The sequence below is a fragment of the Frankia sp. Mgl5 genome (genome assembly GCF_023242985.1).
GTDB classification, from domain to species: domain Bacteria; phylum Actinomycetota; class Actinomycetes; order Frankiales; family Frankiaceae; genus Parafrankia; species Parafrankia soli.
In genome coordinates, this window is sequence record NZ_JALKFY010000003.1 from 61415 (window position 1) to 80067 (window position 18653).

An 18653-nucleotide genomic window follows, 5' to 3' on the forward strand; every position below is an offset into this window, starting at 1 on the left:
CCCCAGCCCATCGGACGCGGGTGTCACGTCCGGAGAAGTCGTGTCTCCCCTGGACCGGGCCATCGACGACCTGTGGGAGCGTCGCGGCGAGCTGACGCCGGAGGACACCCAGGCCCGCAAGGTCATCGTGGGCGCGGTCGACGCGATCGACGCCGGTGAGGCCCGGGTCGCCCAGGTCGCCGCGGACGGCAGCGTCGTCGTCGACGAGCGGGCCAAGCGGGCGATCCTGCTGTCGTTCAAGGTTCTGCCGATGGTCGAGTCGGCCGCCGGGGACTTCCACTTCCACGACCGCGTCCCGCTCAAGACCCGGTTCGACGGCGTGCGGGTGGTGCCGGGCGCGATCGTCCGCTGGGGCGCCCACGTCGAGCCCGGTGCCGTGCTCATGCCCAGCTACACCAACATCGGCGGCTACGTCGGTGCCGGGACCCTCGTCGACACCTGGGCGACGGTCGGCTCGTGCGCCCAGGTCGGGCGCAATGTCCACCTCTCCGGCGGGGTCGGCCTGGGCGGCGTGCTCGAGCCGCCGAGCGCGGTGCCGGTGGTCGTCGAGGACGACGCGTTCGTCGGCAGCCGCTGCATGGTGGTCGAGGGCGCCCGGGTCCGGCGCGGCGCGAAGCTCGGCGCCGGGGCGATCCTGACGGCGTCCACCCACGTCTTCGACGCGGTGACGGGGGAGGAGTACCCGCGCGGGGAGATCCCGGAGCGCGCGGTGGCCGTCGGCTCCAGCCGGGTCCGCTCCTTCCCGGCCGGCGAGTTCGCCATGCCCTGCATCCTCGTCCTGCGCACTCTGGACGAGGGTGAGATCCACGACAAGCTCGCGCTGAACGACATCCTGCGTGAGCACGGCGTGGCCTCCTGACCGTCATGGGCCTCGATCTGGCGCTGCCCGTCGGTGATCTGACGCGTGTCCTCGTGGACGTGCCGTCGGTCAGCGGCGACGAGGGCACGCTCGCGACGGCCGTCGAGGAGGCGCTGCGCTCCCTCGGCGGCCTGGAGATCCTGCGGGACGGCGACGCGGTGCTCGCGCGGACCGGCCACGGCCTGCCCACCCGGGTGCTGCTGGCCGGTCACCTCGACACGGTGCCGATCGCCGACAACCTCCCGGCCCGCCTCGACGGCTCCCGCCTGTACGGCTGCGGGACGTCCGACATGAAGGCCGGGGTGGCCGTGATGCTGCGCCTGGCGGCGCTCCTCGGCGCCTCGGCGCCGGGGGCGAGCGCTGGCGCTGGCACGGGTGCCGGGCCGGCCGCGCGGCACGACGTCACCTGGGTCTTCTACGACAACGAGGAGGTCGCGGCCGCCCGTAACGGGCTGCGCCGGCTCGCCGAGCGGCACCGCGACTGGCTCCAGGCGGATCTGGCGATCCTCATGGAGCCCACCTCCGGCGAGATCGAGGCGGGCTGCCAGGGCACGCTGCGGGTCGTGGCCACGGTGCCGGGCCGCCGCGCGCACTCGGCCCGCTCCTGGCTCGGGGAGAACGCCATCCACCAGGCCGGGGAGCTGCTGACCCGGCTGGCCCGGTACCGGCCGCGGTCCGTCACGCTGGACGGCTGCACCTACCGGGAGGGCCTCTCGGCGGTCCGGATCGACGGCGGCGTGGCCGGCAACGTGATCCCGGACAGCTGCCGGGTCACGGTGAACTTCCGCTTCGCCCCCGACCGGGACCCGAAGGCCGCGCTGGCCCACGTGGCCGAGGTGCTGGACGGCTACGACCTGGTGCTCGACGACAGCGCCGGCGGGGCCCCGCCCGGGCTGTCCGCCCCGGCCGCGGCGGCCTTCGTGGCGGCCACCGGGCGGGCCCCGGTGGCCAAGTACGGGTGGACCGACGTGGCGCGGTTCGCCGAGCTGGGCATACCGGCGCTCAACTACGGTCCCGGCGACCCGAACCTGGCGCACACCCGCGACGAGTACGTCGAGGTGGCGGTGATCGAGGAGACGGAGCGCGTGCTCGGCTCCTACCTGGCCGGCCGCGGCACGCCCTGAGCTTCGGGCGTCCGGGCGGATCTGCGTATGGTGCGGACGTGACTCGGCCCGCCCACCCTGATCCGCCGGGCGGCGGATCGACGTCCCAGCCGATCGTTCCGACGGCGGTCGCGCGCCCAGCCGGTGATGGTCCGGCGGACGTCCCCCCGCCCGTTCCCGCCGTCGCGCCCGGGCCCGCGGTTGCTCCCGCGGCCGCGGTGTCCCGGCGTACCCGGCGGGGTGGCGGGCCGCCGCCCGAGCAGCGCCGCGGCCCGGTCACGGCGCGCCGCGGGCAGGTGGAGCACTCCACCACCGACCAACGCCTGCTCGACACCCGCAGCCCGGGCTCGTTCGTCCACAGTGACCCGTGGCGCGTCCTGCGTATTCAGAGCGAGTTCGTCGAGGGCTTCGGGCTGCTGGCGGACCTGCCCCCGGCCGTCACGGTCTTCGGGTCGGCCCGGGTCGGCCGGGACGAACCCGAGTACGAGCTGGGACGCCGGCTCGGCGCCGCGCTGGCCGACGCCGGCTACGCGGTGATCACCGGCGGCGGGCCGGGCGCGATGGAGGCGGTCAACCGGGGGGCGCAGGAGGCCGGCGGGCTCTCGGTCGGCCTCGGCATCGAGCTGCCCTTCGAGCAGGATCTCAACGACTGGGTCGATCTGGGCGTCAGCTTCCGGTACTTCTTCGTCCGCAAGACGATGTTCGTGAAGTACGCCGAGGCCTTCGTCATCATGCCGGGCGGGTTCGGCACCCTCGACGAGCTCTTCGAGGCCCTCACCCTGCTGCAGACGGGCAAGGTGACCCGGTTCCCGGTGGTGCTCATGGGCACGGCCTACTGGTCGGGCCTGCTGGAGTGGCTGCGCTCGACCGTCCTCGGCTCCGCCCGGATCAAGCCGGGCGACCTCGACCTGGTGACCATGACCGACGACGTCGACGAGGCCGTGCGCCTGATCCTCGAGGGGACCGGCCGTGCCGGCCCGCCCGCCGCGGGCACCTCCGGCGACGAGACCGCCGCCGAGGTCGGCGAGGTCGGCGGGCCCGCCGCGGCCGGTGGGGCGCCCTTGTGAACGTCTGTGTGTACTGCTCGTCCTCGGACCACATCGATCCCGCGTTCGTGCTGCTGGCCGCGGAGGTCGGCACGGAGCTCGCCCGGCGCGGGCATGTGCTGGTCTCGGGCGGCGGCTCGGTGTCGTGCATGGGCGCCCTCGCCCGGGCCGCGCGGGCCGGCGGCGCGCACACGGTCGGCGTGATCCCCGAGGCGCTGCTGGCGATGGAGGTCGGGGACACCGACTCCGACGAGCTGATCGTCACCGCCACGATGCGCGAGCGCAAGGCCATCATGGACGACCGCGCAGACGGGTTCCTGACCCTGCCTGGCGGGCTCGGCACCCTCGAGGAACTGCTCGAGATCTGGGTGGCCGCGGTGCTCGGCCTGCACGCCAAACCGGTCGTCATCCTGGATCACGACGGCGTGTACGCGCACCTGCGCATGCTCGTCGAGGACCTGGTCGGCCGCGGCTTCGTCCGCCCGCCGGCCCGCGACATCCTGATCTGGGCGACCAGCGTGCCCGAGGCCTTCGACATCCTCGAGGCGGGCGCCGGCGCGGGCCGCGGCGCCGCCCGGGTGCCCACACAGGGCGAGGTCGCCGAAGGCGAGTAACGCACGCCGGCCCAGGCCGGCGCGCCTGGCGGTGGTTGGTCCGGCCCGGCTCAGACCACGCCGCGGCGGGCGATCCGCAGGTCGACGTCCCCGCGCAGCGCGGAGACCATGCGCAGCGTGCGCCAGGTGGCGGCGACCTGGTGCGCGCGGAAGACCCGGGCTCCCAGCCAGGCCGCCACGGAGGTCGCCGCGAGCGTGCCCTCCAGCCGCTCGTCCACGGGCGCGTCGAGGACCTCACCGACGAAGTCCTTGTTGGACATCGCGACCAGCACCGGCCACCCGGTCGCGACCAGTTCCGGCAGGCGGCGGGTCGACTCCAGCGAGTGCCGGCTGTTCTTGCCGAAGTCGTGCCCTGGGTCGATGAGCACCCCGTCCGGCCGGGCGCCCAGCGACACCGCCCGTTCGGCCAGCGCTGTCGTCGTGGCGGCGATGTCGGCGACCACGTCGTCGTAGGCGATCCGGTGCGGACGGGTCCGCGGCGGCAGGTGGCCGGCGTGGGTGCAGACCAGCCCGGTGCCGAACTCGGCGGCGACCTCGGCCAGCTCCGGGTCGACCCCGCCCCAGGCGTCGTTGAGCAGGTCGGCGCCCTCGCCGGCGACGACCCGTCCGACCTCGGCGCGCCAGGTGTCGACGCTGATCACGACCTCCGGGTGGCGGGCCCGCACCGCCGAGACGAACCCGCCGATGCGGCGCAGCTCCTCGGCCGCGTCGACTTCTTCGCCCGGGGCCGCCTTGACCCCGCCGATGTCGATGATCCCGGCTCCGGCGTCCACCGCCGCGTCGACGGCGGCGAGCGCCTCGGCCTCGCCGTAGGTGGCCCCGCGGTCGAAGAAGGAGTCCGGCGTGCGGTTGACGATCGCCATCACGACCAGCTCGGACGGCGCGAACACCCGCGACCCCAGGCGCAACGGCCGCGCCTGCACCGGCCCAGCCACCGGGCCGGGTGCGTCGGTCGGGCGGGGCTCGCTGGTCGGGCGGGGCTCGCTGGTCGGGAAGGCGTCGGCGGGCACCCCGCAACCCTGCCAGAGACCGCGGGCCGGCGGGATCGCCCCGGGGGCGGCGGGTGGATCCGCTCGGCCCACCCGGGCATGGCACGATCGACGGCGTGGTGCTCGCAGTGGAGATCGTGCTTGTCGCGGTGGTCGTCTTCGCCGTCGCCGCGCTGGCCGTCGGCCGGTTCGACCGGATGGCGCCGGCCGTGCCCGACGGACCGCACACCGGCCTCGGCGCGCGTTCCGTGGCGGCCGACGACGTGGCGGACGTCCGGTTCGGCATGGCGGCCCGCGGCTACCGGATGGCCGAGGTCGACGCCGTTCTGGCCCGCCTCGCCTACGAGATCGCCTGGCGTGACGAGGAGCTCGCCCGCCGGGACGACGAGCTCGTCCGGCTCGCGGAGTTCGCGCATCTCGGCGTCGGCGACGACGACGCGCACCCCGGCCCAGCCTCCGGCCTTGACGCCGACGCCGACGCGGTCCGGCCCGGCGACGTCCAGGCGGAGTCCGCCGGGACCGAGGCGGCGCGGGACCCTGCCGCGCAGCATGATTCGACCCGGCATGATCTGGAAAAGCTTGATCCGGAACGGCCTGCCCCGGAGCGGGCGGATGCCACACGGGGGGACACTCACGGCCCCGAGGCCTCGCCGTCCGGGGAAAACGGGCGTGGGGAACCGTAGTGAATCACACCAGAGTCCCTCGTTCGGAGCCGTCAGAGTCCCTCTCGGGCCACCGAAACCACTACCTCTCCGTGACCGTTGTGATTCCCCGCAGGGACGTGTTTCGGTTTGCGGGTCGGTCTCCGGGATAATCGTCGTCAGACGCAGGTCCGACGGCAGGAAGAGGTGCACCGATGGCGGCCATGAAGCCGCGGACGGGTGACGGTCCGCTCGAGGTCACCAAGGAGGGGCGCGGCATTGTCATGCGCGTCCCGCTCGAAGGGGGCGGCCGACTCGTCGTCGAACTCACAGCCGACGAGGCGAGCGCGCTGGGAGACGCTCTCAAGATCGCGGTCGGTTAGGCTCGGTGGTCACCTACCCCCGGCCCGGCGGACGGGTCCGCGGGGCGGAGGCGTCCGCGTGACGACCGCCGCTCCCACCCAGGACGCCGACCTCATCGACTCGAGGTACCGCGCCCCCCTCGTCATCCTCACATCCACCGAGCACCCGCCGTCAGTTGGTGGGCCCGAGCCGGGCGAGCCGCCGGTCCGGGACGATACCGGCGGGGCGCCGGGCGAACCGGCGCCGCCGGCCGGCTCCGTTGGCGCGCCCGGTGTCGCCGGCTCGCCCGGTAGTGCCGGAGCGGTCGGTACTGCCGGTGCCGCCGGTGCCGCCGGTGAGGGGTCTGCCGCCGAGGGCACGGCCGGCGCCGCGGTCGGCTGGGACTGTTCCGTGCTCGCCGTCGTGGTCACCAGTGTCGATGGTGCCGCGGTCGTCGGCGAGCAGGGCCGGAGCGCCTGCGCGCGCGTCGGCGCGGACCCGGACCGCCTGATCGAGAACGAGGCCTTCCGGGGCGACGCGGGCGGTGTCCTCGTCGTGCCGCTGTCGCGCTCCGAGCGGCCGTGGCGGTTGTTCCTGCTCGGCGTGGGCGCCGGTGGGACCGCCGACTGGCGTTCGGCCGGCGCGGCTCTCGCCCGGCGCGGGGGAACGCGTGGGCGGCCCTTCGTCGTCGCCGAACCCGACGCCGAGCAGATCTACGCGTTCGTCGAGGGCTTCGTGCTGGGCTCCTACCGCCCGGCAGACGCCGTCACCGGTGCCACCCCGGAGGACGCCGTCACCGGTACGACCCACGAGGCGGGTACCGAGTCCGCGGAGTCGGCCGAGTCCGCTCCCGACGAGCCGCCGGCCGGTCCGCGAGCCGAGCGGATCCTCGTTCTGCGTACGGAGCGCGCCGAGAACCCGGCGCTGATCGAGGCGGTGCGCCGGGCGCGCGCCGTGGCGGACGGCGTGTGCCTCGCCCGTGATCTGATCAACATGCCGAGCCTCGTGAAGACGCCACGCTGGCTGGCGGACCAGGCGGTGCGAGCCGCGTCCCGGGCCGGCCTGGGCGTCACCGTGCTCGACCACTCCGACCTGGTCAGCCAGGGCTTCGGTGGGCTGGTCGCGGTGGGCGGGGGCTCTCCGCGCCCGCCCTGTCTGGTGACGTTGACCTACGACGGCCCGTCCACGGCCGGCGGGAGGACTCCCGGCCACCGGGTGCTGGTCGGCAAGGGGATCACCTTCGACTCCGGCGGGCTGTCGCTCAAGCCGTCGGTCTCCATGGCCAGCATGAAGACCGACATGTCCGGCGCGGCTGCCGTGCTCGGCGCCATGGTCACGCTGGCCGAGCTGGAAGTTCCCGGCAAGGTCACCGCGCTGCTCTGCCTCGCCGAGAACATGATCGGCGCGTCCGCCGTCCGGCCCGGAGACGTGATCACCTGCTGGGGCGGAACGACGGTCGAGGTACTCAACACCGACGCCGAGGGCCGGTTGGTGCTCGCCGACGGTCTGGCCTATGCCGCCGCCACCCTCGCCCCCGACCAGATCGTCGACCTGGCCACGCTCACCGGCGCGATCACCGTCGCGCTCGGTCGGCGCACCGCTGGCCTGTTCTCCTCCGACGACACGCTGGCCGGCGAGCTCGCCGACGCGGCCGGCCGCGCGGGGGAGCGGGTCTGGCGGCTGCCGCTGACCGAGGAGTACCGGCCGGCCATCGACTCGCCGGTCGCCGACCTGGCGAACATCGGCCGTGCGCTGGACGTCAACGGCGGGTCGATCACCGCCGCGCTGTTCCTCAGGGAGTTCACCGTGGGTCTGCCCTGGGCGCACTTCGACATCGCCGGCACGGCCCGCGCGGACTCCGACGACGGCGAGATCAGCCGCGGCGGTACCGGGTGGGGAGTGCGCACCCTGATCGCCTACCTCGCCGGAGCCCCGGCAGGCGAACAGCCCACCTGACGGAGCGCGTCCGGAGGCCTGCGGCTGGCCGGCCCTGCCGCAGGCCTCCGGACGCGCGTCAGCAGGCCGTCAGCGGCCGGAGGGACTGGCGGAGCCCAGTGCCGTGAGCTGGCGCCGGGCCCAGCTCAGGCTGTCCTTCTCCGGCATGACCGCGGGCCAGCCGGCGAGCGCGGCCTCGACGGCGTACCGGTCGGTGTCGGCGAGGACATCCACGAGGAGCTCGTCCACGTCGGCCTGGTCCACGCGGAGCTGATCGAGGTAGCGGGCCAGGATGCCGCCGGGGTGCGGCTCGCGCACCGAGTAGACCTCACCGGTGTCGACCACCCAGTTCAGCCGGTAGGTCGAGTGTTCGTCGTCCGCCGTGGTCCAGCCGTCCCCGAATGTGATCTCCTCGGATGCCCGGCGGCGGGGATCGGCGTCGTAGAACTCCCGGATGTTCATGCCATACGACTCCCCCTCCAGGGCACCTACGCAAACGTCGACCGAGCCGCCGCCGGCCACGCGCCGGACACCGCGACGCCAGGACGCACTAGGACGGCTGCCCGGGCTGCGACGGCTGCCCGGCAACCGCGGCGAGGGCGGTCTCGTACCCGGCGGCCATCTCCTCCGGAAGGATCAGCGAGAGCCGCAGCACGACCGTCCCGCGCACGTAGGTGTACTCCTTGGGGAGGTCACCGCCGACGGGTGCGCGCAGTGCGGCGCCGCGGCCCGCTGCGGCGGTGGGATCGGCGAAGACCTCGATGGCACCGCCGCGCTCGATGGCGTCCGCCGGCGCGCCCGCGATCTCGCTGGCGCTGATGCGTTCGTCGGTGAAGGCGAGCCGGCTGGAATACCCGCCGGGACGTCCCAGGAGGCGGTCGGGGTCGTTCTGCGCCGTGTAGACGACCCTCGTCCGCAGCGGCAGGCCCTGGTTGGCGAGCAGGATCGCGACCTGCTCGGCTGTCGGCCCCGTGCCCTGCCCCGAGCCGCCGGCCGCAGGGCCGGTCGTGCCCGAGGGCTGCTCGCCGGTGGTCTGGCCCGCGGCGGGGGTACCCGACCCGCTGGTCACCCGGTTCAGCGTGTAGCCGGCCGCGCCGGAGAGCACCGCGATTCCGAGCAGGAACGCCACCCAGCCGAGCCAGTTCTCCCGGCGCGGCGGTGGTGGTGACTGCGGCGGTGCGGGCGGCCGCTGCGCGAAGCCGCCCGCGGCCGGAAACCCCGGCCGCGCGCCGTGGCCGCCGGGGTGTCGGTCGCGGCCCGGATGGGTGGCACGCAGGGCATCATCGGATCGGTCGGGGTAGCCGGGGCGGGCGGGTCCGCCGGATCGGTCGGGGTAGCCGCTTCGGCCGGTCGGGTCGGTGCGATCAGCCCGATCAGCCCGATCAGCCCGACCGGACTGGCCGCGCTGCCGGGTGCCGTCGTCCCGCCGCCCGGGCCCGTCGGGACCGGAACCGCCCCGGTACCCGCTGTCGGCCCGGCCCCCGGTGTCATCCCGGTACGAGCTGCCGGGCCGGTGCCCGGTGTCGTCGGGGCGAGGGGCGGGACGGCGCGGGCCGGAGCCGGAGCCGGAGCCGGAGCCGGGGTACCCGGGGTCGCGATAGTCGCGGTCGTCGTAGCCCGCGTCGCGATAGCCAGGGTCGTGGCGGCCGGGATCGTGGCGGCCGGAGTCGCGGGGCTCAGGGCTCGGATACCCGGGGCCGCGGAACTCGGGATCGTCGTACCCGGCGCCGTCGTACCTGGCATCGTCGTAGTTGGCATCGTGGTACGCGGAGCCGCGGTAGCCGAAGTCGTCGTCGAAACGACGACGATCCACCTCACTCCGCGCCACGTCACTCCGCACGACGTCCACTCCCGGCCTCGACCGTCACCGAACGGCTCGCGCCGGTCGGCGTGGCGGCGCCCCGCGCTCGTCGCGTCGGGATGCCGTACCGCCGGGCGTTCTGGGCCGCGCAGGTCTACTTCGGACGTCCCTCTTGGACGCCCGGAGCGGCCTGGCGGCCATCGCTCGGCCAGTGCTCGTCGGCACGCGGGTCGTCCGGTTGGGCAGGATCCGTGTGGGCAGGGACTGGGACGCACTGCCGACGGCACGGGCATAGCGCCCGGCCCACAGAGACTAATCGGTAATACCGGTCGAATGCACCGATCTCGGTGCCGTCGGCGGGGCGATCAGCCGACGGGGGAGGACTTCGCCACGACCGCCACCAGTAGACCGTCCCCGGTCGTGAGCAGCATCTGGGTGAGGCGAACGTCGTCCCGGACGGCGGTCGCCAGTTCCCGGACGGCCACGGAATCCTGGACGCGGGTGGCCGGGTCGCCGGTCTGCCCGCCCGCGAGGATTCCGGTGAACGCCACGATCCCGCCGGGACGGAGCAGGCGGAGCGCCTGGGTCAGGTACTCGGTGCTCTCCCGCCGGTCGGCGTCGCAGAACACCAGGTCGTAGGCGCCGTCGGTGAGCCGGGGAAGCACCTCGAGGGCCCGCCCGGTGATCAGCCGGGAGCGGCCGGGGGCCATCCCGGCGTCGGCGTAGATGCGGCGGGCGAGCCGCAGGTGCTCGGCCTCGACGTCGATCGTGGTCAGGGTTCCGTCAGGACGCATCCCGCGGAGGAGCCACGTTCCGGACACACCGGTACCCGTGCCGATCTCGACGACTGCGCGGGCGCCGACGGACGCGGCGAGGAAGCGGAGCACCGCCCCGGCGCCGGGGCTGACCGGGGCGATCCCGACCTCCTCGGCGCGGGCGCGGGCAGCACGAAGAACGGGGTCTTCCACGAGGAAGCCCTCGGCGTAGGCGACGGCAGATTCCCGTGCGGCGATGTCGATGTCCGGCATGACATCCGCAGCCTACGGGAACGGGAGACAAGACAGGAACGTTCGTCTTGTCAGTGCGCCCGTGTCGACTGGGTCGAGGGGAGAAACATCGGTGTCCGCAGCGGGATTCGCCGCTCCCTGGCCGGCGCGTCGGGTACGTTCGTCGCGAACCGACCGAGAGGCGGCTGTGGCGGCGCAGGAGCTCGGGGCTGGTTCGGCCGTCCCCGACACGGCCGCCACCCCAGAAGTAGCTGGTTGGGTGCCTCCGTCCTGGGAGGACGTGGTCAGGGAGCACGGCAACCGGGTGTACCGCCTTGCCTATCGCCTGACGGGCAACGCGCACGACGCCGAGGACCTCACCCAGGACGTCTTCGTCCGGGTGTTCCGCTCGCTGGCCGACTACACCCCCGGCACCTTCGAGGGGTGGCTGCACCGCATCACGACCAACCTGTTCCTGGACCGGATGCGCCGCCAGCAGAAGATCAGGTTTGACGCCCTGCCGGAGGACACCGAGCGCCTGGCCGGCCGTGAGGCGAGCCCGGAGGCCGTCTACGCCGAGAGCCATCTGGACGCCGACGTCGAGGCCGCTCTCGCCGCGCTGCCGCCGGACTTCCGTGCCGCGGTCGTGCTGTGCGACATCGAGCAGCTCTCCTACGAGGAGATCGCACAGACGCTCGGGGTCAAGCTCGGCACCGTCCGCAGCCGGATCTCCCGGGGGCGGGCGATGCTGCGCGCCGCGCTCGCCGACCGCGCCCCACGCGGGATGGCGATGGCGGGCGACGACGGAGTCTCGAACGCCGCGGTGGGCCCGGCCACGGGGCCGTCCCCGGCCCAGGCGGAGACCAGCGGTTCCTGGGAACGGCCGCCGGTGGGCGCCACGAGTCCGGGTGAGAGCCAGCTCGCGGTCGACGCCGCCACGGCCGAACCGGACAGGTCGGGGCGCCGTGGTCGCCGGACCGACCGCCGCCGAGGTCCGGTGAGCAGTGCCGTCGGAGCCGAGGGCGGTGCTCCTCGGGAGCGGCGGGCGTGAGCAGCCATCTCGGTGAGCGCCTCACCCCCCTGGTCGACGGGCAGCTCAGCCACGACGAGAGGGATCGCGCGCTGGCACACCTCGCGTGCTGCCCCGACTGTCAGGCGGAGGTAGCCGAGCAGCGCAGGCTCAAGGCCCGGCTCTCCGCCCTGGCGACTCCCACCCTCCCCAGCACGTTGACCTCGACCCTGCTCAGCCTCGGTGCTCGCGAGTACCAGGTCGCGCGGCCCGCGCCGCCCGCCCCGCGCAGGATGCCCGCGATGGCCAGCGGTTTCGTCGCCGAGGGATCCGCTCCGCGCAGGTCGGTCCGTCCGGCCGCCTCGCCGGCGCGCCAGGCGGGCCTGGTCCGCACCGGCCGCCCCGCTCGACCGGGCGGGTCGCCGTCCCGGCCAGGAGCCTCCGCGGGCCGATCAGCCTTGCTGGTCAAACGTCCACCGGGGGCCGCGTCGTCCCGGGTCCCGGCCGGGTCCGCTCGCCTCGCTTCCAGCTCACAGGGGTGCGGTGCGCCCGGCGCGGCTCTGGCCGGCGCCGAGGTCGCCGTACGCGCCGCCGGGCATGGCCGCCCGGCGATCACAACCCCCCGGCCGCGCCGGCACGGCCGGATGCGGCGGACACTCGTCGGGTCGGCCGCGTTCATGCTCCTCGCGGTCAGCGGCGCGGCGCTCGCGGACGGGCGCGCGGCGCCCCGGCGGCCCGACCAGGGCTCGGTCCCCACGGTCGCGACCGTGATCCCGGCGAAGGCACCGGCGGCCGGTGTTCCCCGCTCGGTCCAGATGATCGCCTCGGTGTCCTTCCCGCGGCGTCCCTAGCTCCCGACAGCTCTCGACGGGCCCTCCTCGAGCCCTCCGTGGCGCCGCGATCGTTCCCCCGCGGCGCCATGGGTGATCATTTGATGGCCCGATCGGGCTAACGCGAAGGTCGTCCACCGGGCTTTTTCACTGCCGAAAAGGGCAGGTGGGTAACCGCAGAGTGCGTGAACGCGCCGACTCCCTCACGATGAGTGGTCTCGGCGGCCTGTGCCGGCGGATTTGGTGTCTGGTGGCCCTCCTGTGCCGCTCCGTGAACCTCTACCGTGTTGTCCGCTCGGTCTCGCGGGCCGCGGTGGTGCATGAGCCGCCGACGGTCCGCAGCGCCGCGAGCCGAGCACATCGGGGAGGGCATGTGGACACCACCGGCGACGACCAGACCACCGATGCCCGTCCTGGCACGGACAAGGCAAAAGCCTCGTCAGTGCCCGTGCCCGCACCCCGCTCGCGGGCGGCGGAGGGCACCGTCCCGTCGTCAGGAGGTGTGAGCCGACCGGTCCCGGCGTCCCTGCCGCTGCACGGGCCGGAACGCCGCCCCGCGACGGAACGCCGCCCCGCGACGGAGCGTCGTCCCGGCCCCGAAGCCCGGGCGGACGCGCCGCGCCGGCCGGCGTCGGCGGCGGAACGGCCACCCTTCGTCGAGCCGGTCCGGGCCACCACACGCGGGAGCGCGCCGACCACAGGCCGCCCGTCCAGCACGGGGAGCTCGTCCACGACGGGTAACGCCGGGGCCACCGGCGGCACACGCGACGAGACGACCAGGCGCGTTGGCGGGGAACGGGACGGTGCCGGCCCACGGGGCCCGGCCGCTCGCGCGACATCCGGCCGGGAACCAGCCGATCGGGAGGCACCCAGCCGGGAGGCGTCCAGTCGGGCTACGGCCGCACGGGAGGCAGCCGCCGCGCCGAAGGGGCCGGCGGGCCGGCAGGGCGCCGTCCCGCCGGGGGCGTCGGATGGTGCCGCTGCCGCGAAGACTCCGCTCGTCCGGGAAGGCCGTGCCGCCCAGAACGGCTCGTCTTCTCAGAACGGTTCCGCTACCCGGGATGCTGCCGGGCGGAATGGCTCGTCCTCTCAGAACGGCGCCGCCAGCCGGGACGCCACCGCACGGAACGGCGCCGCCAGCCGGGACGCCACCGCACGGAATGGCTCCACCACCCGGGACGCCACCGGGAACGGCTCGTCCAGCCGGGGCGCCGCCGCGCGGACTGGCTCCGTGGGCCCCGAAAGCGTGGCCCGCACGCCGATCGCGTCGCCTACCGGCGATCCGGGTCGGCGTGACACCGAGTCCCGCGCGGGCGCGCCGAAGCGTGACGGTGGTGGGCGTGGCGTTCAGGGCACGGGCGCCGCTTCCGGCACGGGGCCCGCGCCAGGAGCGGGATCGGCCCCTGGCACGCCGGCTGCCCGGGGAGGCTCCGATCCGGGCACCGCCGCGAAGGCGCGTGTGACGGCGCAGCCACGGCCAGCGGTTGCGCGGGAGAGCTCGCGGCCTTCGGTTCCGCCACCGCAGGGCCCGCTGCCGTCGGCTTCGCGGGAGGCCGTCCCACGGGAGAGCAGCCGGGAGGCGGTCTCGCGGGAGGGCACCCGGGGGAGTGTTCCGCGGGAGGCCAGCCGGGAGGCGGTCTCGCGGGAGACGGGTCGGGCACCGGTCTCGCGGGAGACCAGCCGTGAGGCCGTCTCCAGGGACGGTGCCCGGGGGAGCGTCGCGCGGGAGGGCCTCCGTGAGACGACCTCGCGGGACGCCGACCAGCGCGTTGCCGGCCGGCCGTTGGCCGACCCGCTGGTGGATCTGGTGGGGCCGCGGCGCGCCCCGCGCCCGCCCACGCCGCCACCCTCGGAGCTTGCGCCCTCCGGTAGGTCTGCGCCCTCCTCGGCCACGCCCGCCCCATCCGCCCCATCTGCCCCAGCGACCTCGGCGGCTGGGACGTCGGGCGCCGGGAAATCGGCACCCGCCTCCGCGGCAGGGGGGTCGACGTCTGGTGCGTCCACGACCGATGCGGCCAGAGCAACGGCCGACGCGGCGAGAGCCGCGAGCGCGGCGACGCACCACCGCGCGGCCGCTCCGAAGATCCGCCACGGCCGGCGGGCGCTCGTGATAACTGCTGTGATCGCCGGACTGCTGGGGGGAGCGACCGGTGGGTGGGTGACGAGCCTGATGCTGGGTGACTCCGAGGGGACCTCGTCGCCGACGGCGTCCGCCGAGGCCGCGCCGACGGTCATCGACCCCGGCTCGGTGGCCGGGGTCGTCGCGCGAGTGCTGCCGTCCGTTGTGACCATCGACGTGACGGCGGGGGCCGAGGGCGGGAACGGCTCCGGGGTGATCATTCGGTCTGAGGGTTACGTACTCACCAACAACCATGTCATCGCGCCGGCGGCGAACGCGGGTGGCCAGGTAATGATCACTATGAGTGATGGCACCGAGCCCGTGCTCGCCGAGATCGTCGGACGGGACGCCTCCTCGGATCTTGCGGTGCTGCGCATCCCCGGGGCCTCCGGCCTGCCGGCGGCGACGCTGGGACGGTCCGGTTCGCTGGTCGCCGGCGCTCCGGTGATCGCGATCGGTGCGCCCTTCGGACTCTCGGGGACGGTCACCACGGGGATCGTCAGCGCGCTCGACCGGAACCCGACCGTGCCCGCCGAGGGCGGCGGGGCGTCCGTGATCATCGGAGCGATCCAGATCGACGCGGCGATCAATCCCGGGAACTCCGGTGGCCCGCTGCTCGACGCCCGTGGCCAGGTCGTCGGCCTGAACACGGCGATCGCGACGGCGCCGGGCGGGCAGGCGCCGTCGGGCAGCGTCGGCGTCGGGTTCGCGATCCCCATCGACTACGCCGCGTCGGTGGCGGACGAGATCATCCGCACCGGGCGGGCCACCCACCCCTACACCGGAGTGTCGGCCGCTACGGTCACCGCCGCCGAGGCCCGGGCGCGCGGCACCACCCCGGGCGCGATCATCCGTGACGTCGAGCCGGCGGGCCCCGCGGCCGCGGCCGGGCTGCTGCCGGGCGACATCATCACCCGGGTCGACGACACGGTCGTCACCAGCACGAACGATCTCACCGCGGCCACCCGGCTGCACCACGTCGGCGACACGGTGACCGTGACCTTCCAGCGCAACGGAGTGGAGAGCACGGCGCGGGTGGTCCTCCAGGAACAGTCGCCCGGCTGATACCGCTCCGGCCGTGCCGCCCCGGCCCCGTGCCTGCGCGGCGGGGCACGCGGTGGCACATCGGTGGGGTGGCCAGGCGCCTGGACGCAGGCCTGTCCCGGGGCGGAACCTCCTGGTCGGGTGCGCGCGCCCGGACGACGCGGCCGGCGGCCCAGGTCGCAGTGGCGCTCAGGACACCTGTTCGTCATGTTCGAGCCCTTCGCCGGCGGTGGCAGGCGGGGTACTCTGACCGTTGTGTTCAACGGCGTCGGGTGGGGCGAGGTAGTCGTACTGCTCCTGATCGGGCTGTTCGTCTTCGGGCCCGATCGGCTGCCCAGGGCCGCCCGCGACGCGGGCCGGATGCTGCGCCAGTTCCGCCAGATGGCGAACGGCATGCGCAACGACCTGCGGTCCGAGCTGGGCCCCGAGCTGGCCGACCTCGACCTGCGGGACCTGCATCCCAAGACCTTCGTCCGCAAGCACCTCTTCGAGGGCGACGACGACTCGCTGTTCCCGGCCTACCCGGGCAAGCGCACGTCGTTCGACTCGCTGCTGGGTGAGGACGAGCCGCCGGCCACGCCCGCGCTGACCAAGGCCCACCTGCCGGCCGGCACCGAGAGCAGCACGGCGGCCAAGGCGGTCGCGAAGCCGGCGAGCCGGCCGTCGCTGACCAAGCCGAGCCCGGCTGGCGGCACGGCTGTCGCGGCCAGCTCGCCGCCGCCCGCGCCCGCGCGTGTGGAGCGGGCCGAGTCGACGTCGACCCCGCCCCCGTTCGACCCCGACACGACCTGACATCCCGGGCGCCAGTCGCCAGGCGCCGGATGCGCCAGTCTCCGCAGGACCCCGCTGGTAACCGGCGGGGCCTTGTGCGTCCGCCCAGTTCGTGTCGCCGCGAAGGCCGTCCTGACGGGGGCGGGATGACCTGGGTATCCGTTCCGTCGAGAAAGCCGCCGAGCCCCTGCCCGGCGGCTTTCTCGTATCCGGTCCCCGGTCGCGTTCCCCGCGTGGCGGGTCTCCACCGCGCGGGGAACGTCTCGGTCCGGTCGGGTCGGCTTTGCTTCAGCCGAGCCAGCGTTGGTGCAGCCGGCCGGCATGCTCCCGCCCGCCGCAGCGTCTAGCGGCGGGCGGGGCTGATGTCCAGCGAGCGGCCGGACAGGCCGCGGGAGCGGAAGGTCAGCCGCTCGGCGACGGCGCGCAGCGCCTTCCCGGCCTCGGAGTCGGGGTCGGAGAGGACCAGCGGCTTGCCGGAGTCGCCGCCCTGCCGGAGGCGGACGTCCACCGGGACCTGGGCGAGCAGCGGCACCTCATGGCCGAGCACCCTGGTCAGCCGCTCGGCGACGGCCGCGCCGCCGCCCTCGCCGAACACGTCGACGCGCTCGCCGCAGTGCGGGCACGGCATGTAGGCCATGTTCTCGACCACGCCGACGACGTTCTGGTGGGTCTGGACGGCGATCGTCCCGGCGCGCTCGGCGACCTCGGTCGCGGCGAGCTGGGGTGTGGTCACCAGCAGCAGCTCGGACGAGGGAACCAGCTGGGCCAGGGAGATCGCGATGTCCCCGGTGCCGGGCGGCAGGTCGAGGAGCAGGACGTCGAGGTCGCCCCAGAAGACGTCCGAGAGGAACTGCTCGAGGGCTCGGTGCAGCATCGGGCCGCGCCAGGTGACGGGCTGGTTGCCGCGGGTGAACATGCCGGTCGAGATGACCTTCACGCCGTGGGCCTGCGGTGGCATGATCATCTTTTCGACCTGCGTGGGTGCGCGGTCGATGCCCAGCATCCGGGGGACGGAGTGGCCGTAGATGTCCGCGTCGAGGACGCCGACGGCGAGCCCCGACCGGGCCATCGCGGCCGCCAGGTTGACGGTGACCGACGACTTGCCGACGCCGCCCTTGCCGCTGGCCACCCCGTAGACCCTGGTCATCGACCCGGGCTGCGCGAAGGGGATGACCCGCTGCGGGGTGCCGCCCCGCAGCTTCTCGTGCAGGGCCGTCCGCTGCTCGGCGGTCATCACCTCGAGGGTCACCCGTACGTCCCGGGCGCCGTCCACACCACTGACGGCGCGGGTGACCCGGGATGTGATCTCATCCCGCATCGGGCAGCCGGAGACGGTCAACAGGACGACCACATCGACAGATCCGTCGTCGCGAACGTGGACCGAATCCACCATGTCCAGTTCGGTGATCGGCCGTCCGATCTCCGGGTCCAGCACGGTCGCGAGGGCGGACTGGATGGCGTCGGACGAAGGCAGGGCTGGTGGCAAGGGAAACCTCGGTCGCGGGTCGACATCCTCGGTCGTGGCCGACCTCGGATGTGGCATAGCGGGGGGCTCGGGTGCCGGACCGTGCTCGACGGGTCCGGCGCAGTCGTGTTCGGGATCGGCCCGCCGGGGTGTGTACCGCCGGGACGGGCGAGTGGACGGGTCACGTTGCGCAGATCGCGTGCAGGTCGTGTACCGGGCGCGACCTCTTTCCACGATAGCCCGCGCGTGGGCGGCTGGGCCGGTCCGGCAGTGGGGGGCGGAACACGGTGGGGCAGGCGGTGCCCGGCGTGCGGGAATGCGGGGACCAGGGTGGCACGTTCGGCCGGGCGCATGGGTACAGCCGGGCACAGTGGTGCGGTCGGCCCTTGACGGCGCCTGAGATCCGGGCGGGACCGTACCGACCGTCGTACTCTGATCCACGTGGGGCGGGAGAATTCGACCGTGGCCGAGCAGAAGGTGGCCGAACCCGGGAGATCCGAGCCCGGGCGGGCCCAGCCTGAGCTGGTTGGGCCTGAGCTGGCTGGGCCTGAGCTGGTTGGGCCTGAGCTGGCTGGATCTGGGCCGGCTGGATCTGGGCCGGCCGAGCCGAGATGGATGGTGGACGCCCGCGGCATGCGAGCCTGGCGGCAGCTCCTGCGGGCGCACGCGCACGCCACGCGGCTCCTGGAAACCGAGCTCGAGGCCGCGCACCAGCTCCCGCTCGCCTCCTACGACGTCCTCGTGCAGCTTGCCGAGGCACCCGGGTACCAGCTCCGGATGAGCGAGCTGGCGCAGAAGGTGCTGCTGTCCCGCAGTGGGCTGACCCGGCTGGTCGACCGCCTGGAGCGGGAGGGCCTGGTGGAACGCCGCTCCTGCCCGTCGGACGCCCGCGGCACGCTGGCGGCGCTCACCGACGCGGGACTGAAGCGGCTGAGGGACGCCTCGGGAACCCACCTCCGAGGGGTGGTGCGGCACGTTCTCAACCATTTCACCCCGCAGGAGCAGGATCTCCTCGGGGATCTGCTGAGCCGGCTCGGCGGTCCCGAACCCACGCCCGCGCCCGGCACCGGCTGCGGCTCCGGCGTCTGACCGCCCGCCG

General features: G+C 74.4%; 18 protein-coding genes. 12 read left to right on the forward strand and 6 right to left on the reverse strand.

The genetic code is table 11. From position 1 onward, the window contains the following. Positions 1-40 precede the first annotated feature (40 nt). The 4 genes from MXD62_RS02415 to MXD62_RS02430 all read left to right on the forward strand — a co-directional run bounded on the left by MXD62_RS02415 (position 41) and on the right by MXD62_RS02430 (position 3622). Positions 41-859: a 2,3,4,5-tetrahydropyridine-2,6-dicarboxylate N-succinyltransferase gene (locus MXD62_RS02415; protein WP_041253676.1), complete on the forward strand. Its 819-nt coding sequence runs from the start codon at positions 41-43 to the stop codon at positions 857-859. A gap of 5 nt (positions 860-864) precedes the next feature. Continuing rightward, a complete protein-coding gene (gene dapE / locus MXD62_RS02420) occupies positions 865-1983 on the forward strand; it encodes a succinyl-diaminopimelate desuccinylase (protein WP_248827799.1) in 1119 nt (372 codons plus the stop codon). A gap of 197 nt (positions 1984-2180) precedes the next feature. After that, positions 2181-3029, forward strand: a complete 849-nt coding sequence (locus MXD62_RS02425) for a TIGR00730 family Rossman fold protein (protein ID WP_308301184.1) — start codon at positions 2181-2183, stop codon at positions 3027-3029. Further along, positions 3026-3622 carry a TIGR00730 family Rossman fold protein gene (locus tag MXD62_RS02430; RefSeq protein WP_248827801.1) on the forward strand — a complete coding sequence of 199 codons (597 nt, stop codon included), beginning with the start codon at positions 3026-3028 and terminating at the stop codon, positions 3620-3622. Before MXD62_RS02425 ends, MXD62_RS02430 begins: the two co-directional genes overlap by 4 nt. A 50-nt stretch (positions 3623-3672) precedes the next feature. On the opposite strand, the gene folP is transcribed toward MXD62_RS02430, so the two are convergent. After that, positions 3673-4485, reverse strand: coding sequence for a dihydropteroate synthase (folP, locus tag MXD62_RS02435; RefSeq protein WP_368862301.1), 813 nt, complete (start codon positions 4483-4485; stop codon positions 3673-3675). Positions 4486-4685: 200 nt separating this feature from the next. Between folP and MXD62_RS02440 the strand changes: the two genes are divergently transcribed. From MXD62_RS02440 to MXD62_RS02450, 3 genes are all read left to right on the forward strand, one after another. Next, positions 4686-5294, forward strand: a complete 609-nt coding sequence (locus tag MXD62_RS02440; RefSeq protein ID WP_248827803.1) for a DivIVA domain-containing protein — start codon at positions 4686-4688, stop codon at positions 5292-5294. Positions 5295-5467: 173 nt separating this feature from the next. Further along, a complete protein-coding gene (locus MXD62_RS02445) occupies positions 5468-5635 on the forward strand; it encodes a DUF3117 domain-containing protein (RefSeq protein WP_006544345.1) in 168 nt (55 codons plus the stop codon). Between the two features lie 58 nt (positions 5636-5693). Continuing rightward, on the forward strand, positions 5694-7550 hold the full coding sequence (locus MXD62_RS02450) for a leucyl aminopeptidase (RefSeq protein WP_248827804.1): 1857 nt from the start codon (positions 5694-5696) through the stop codon (positions 7548-7550). 69 nt (positions 7551-7619) lie between these two features. On the opposite strand, the gene MXD62_RS02455 is transcribed toward MXD62_RS02450, so the two are convergent. The 3 genes from MXD62_RS02455 to MXD62_RS02465 all read right to left on the reverse strand — a co-directional run bounded on the left by MXD62_RS02455 (position 7620) and on the right by MXD62_RS02465 (position 10358). After that, positions 7620-7991 (reverse strand): hypothetical protein, encoded by a 372-nt coding sequence (locus MXD62_RS02455; protein ID WP_248827805.1) that lies wholly within the window; start codon positions 7989-7991, stop codon positions 7620-7622. A gap of 88 nt (positions 7992-8079) precedes the next feature. Further along, on the reverse strand, positions 8080-9342 hold the full coding sequence (locus MXD62_RS02460; RefSeq protein WP_248827806.1) for a hypothetical protein: 1263 nt from the start codon (positions 9340-9342) through the stop codon (positions 8080-8082). A 353-nt stretch (positions 9343-9695) separates the two neighbouring features. Beyond that, positions 9696-10358, reverse strand: coding sequence for an O-methyltransferase (locus MXD62_RS02465; protein ID WP_020458528.1), 663 nt, complete (start codon positions 10356-10358; stop codon positions 9696-9698). Positions 10359-10449: 91 nt separating this feature from the next. Here MXD62_RS02465 and sigE point away from each other — a divergent pair, with 91 nt between their 5' ends. Both sigE and MXD62_RS02475 read left to right on the forward strand, forming a co-directional pair. Further along, the gene (sigE, locus tag MXD62_RS02470) at positions 10450-11367 is read left to right on the forward strand and encodes an RNA polymerase sigma factor SigE (RefSeq protein ID WP_308301183.1); all 918 of its coding nucleotides are present in this window, start codon (positions 10450-10452) and stop codon (positions 11365-11367) included. Further along, positions 11364-12176 carry an anti-sigma factor gene (locus tag MXD62_RS02475; RefSeq protein ID WP_248827808.1) on the forward strand — a complete coding sequence of 271 codons (813 nt, stop codon included), beginning with the start codon at positions 11364-11366 and terminating at the stop codon, positions 12174-12176. Before sigE ends, MXD62_RS02475 begins: the two co-directional genes overlap by 4 nt. Positions 12177-13244: 1068 nt before the next feature. Here MXD62_RS02475 and MXD62_RS02480 read toward each other — a convergent pair. Continuing rightward, positions 13245-13454, reverse strand: coding sequence for a hypothetical protein (locus MXD62_RS02480; RefSeq protein WP_248827809.1), 210 nt, complete (start codon positions 13452-13454; stop codon positions 13245-13247). Positions 13455-14274: 820 nt separating this feature from the next. On the opposite strand from MXD62_RS02480, the gene MXD62_RS02485 reads away from it, so the two are divergent. Both MXD62_RS02485 and tatB read left to right on the forward strand, forming a co-directional pair. Further along, on the forward strand, positions 14275-15339 hold the full coding sequence (locus MXD62_RS02485) for a S1C family serine protease (protein WP_248827810.1): 1065 nt from the start codon (positions 14275-14277) through the stop codon (positions 15337-15339). Positions 15340-15573: 234 nt separating this feature from the next. Then, positions 15574-16110 (forward strand): Sec-independent protein translocase protein TatB, encoded by a 537-nt coding sequence (tatB, locus tag MXD62_RS02490; RefSeq protein ID WP_248827879.1) that lies wholly within the window; start codon positions 15574-15576, stop codon positions 16108-16110. A gap of 322 nt (positions 16111-16432) precedes the next feature. Here the strand turns inward: tatB and MXD62_RS02495 are convergent, their stop codons facing one another. Further along, positions 16433-17575: an Mrp/NBP35 family ATP-binding protein gene (locus MXD62_RS02495; protein ID WP_071059322.1), complete on the reverse strand. Its 1143-nt coding sequence runs from the start codon at positions 17573-17575 to the stop codon at positions 16433-16435. Positions 17576-18169: 594 nt separating this feature from the next. Between MXD62_RS02495 and MXD62_RS02500 the strand changes: the two genes are divergently transcribed. Continuing rightward, the gene (locus MXD62_RS02500; protein ID WP_248827811.1) at positions 18170-18643 is read left to right on the forward strand and encodes a MarR family winged helix-turn-helix transcriptional regulator; all 474 of its coding nucleotides are present in this window, start codon (positions 18170-18172) and stop codon (positions 18641-18643) included. Positions 18644-18653: the final 10 nt, after the last annotated feature.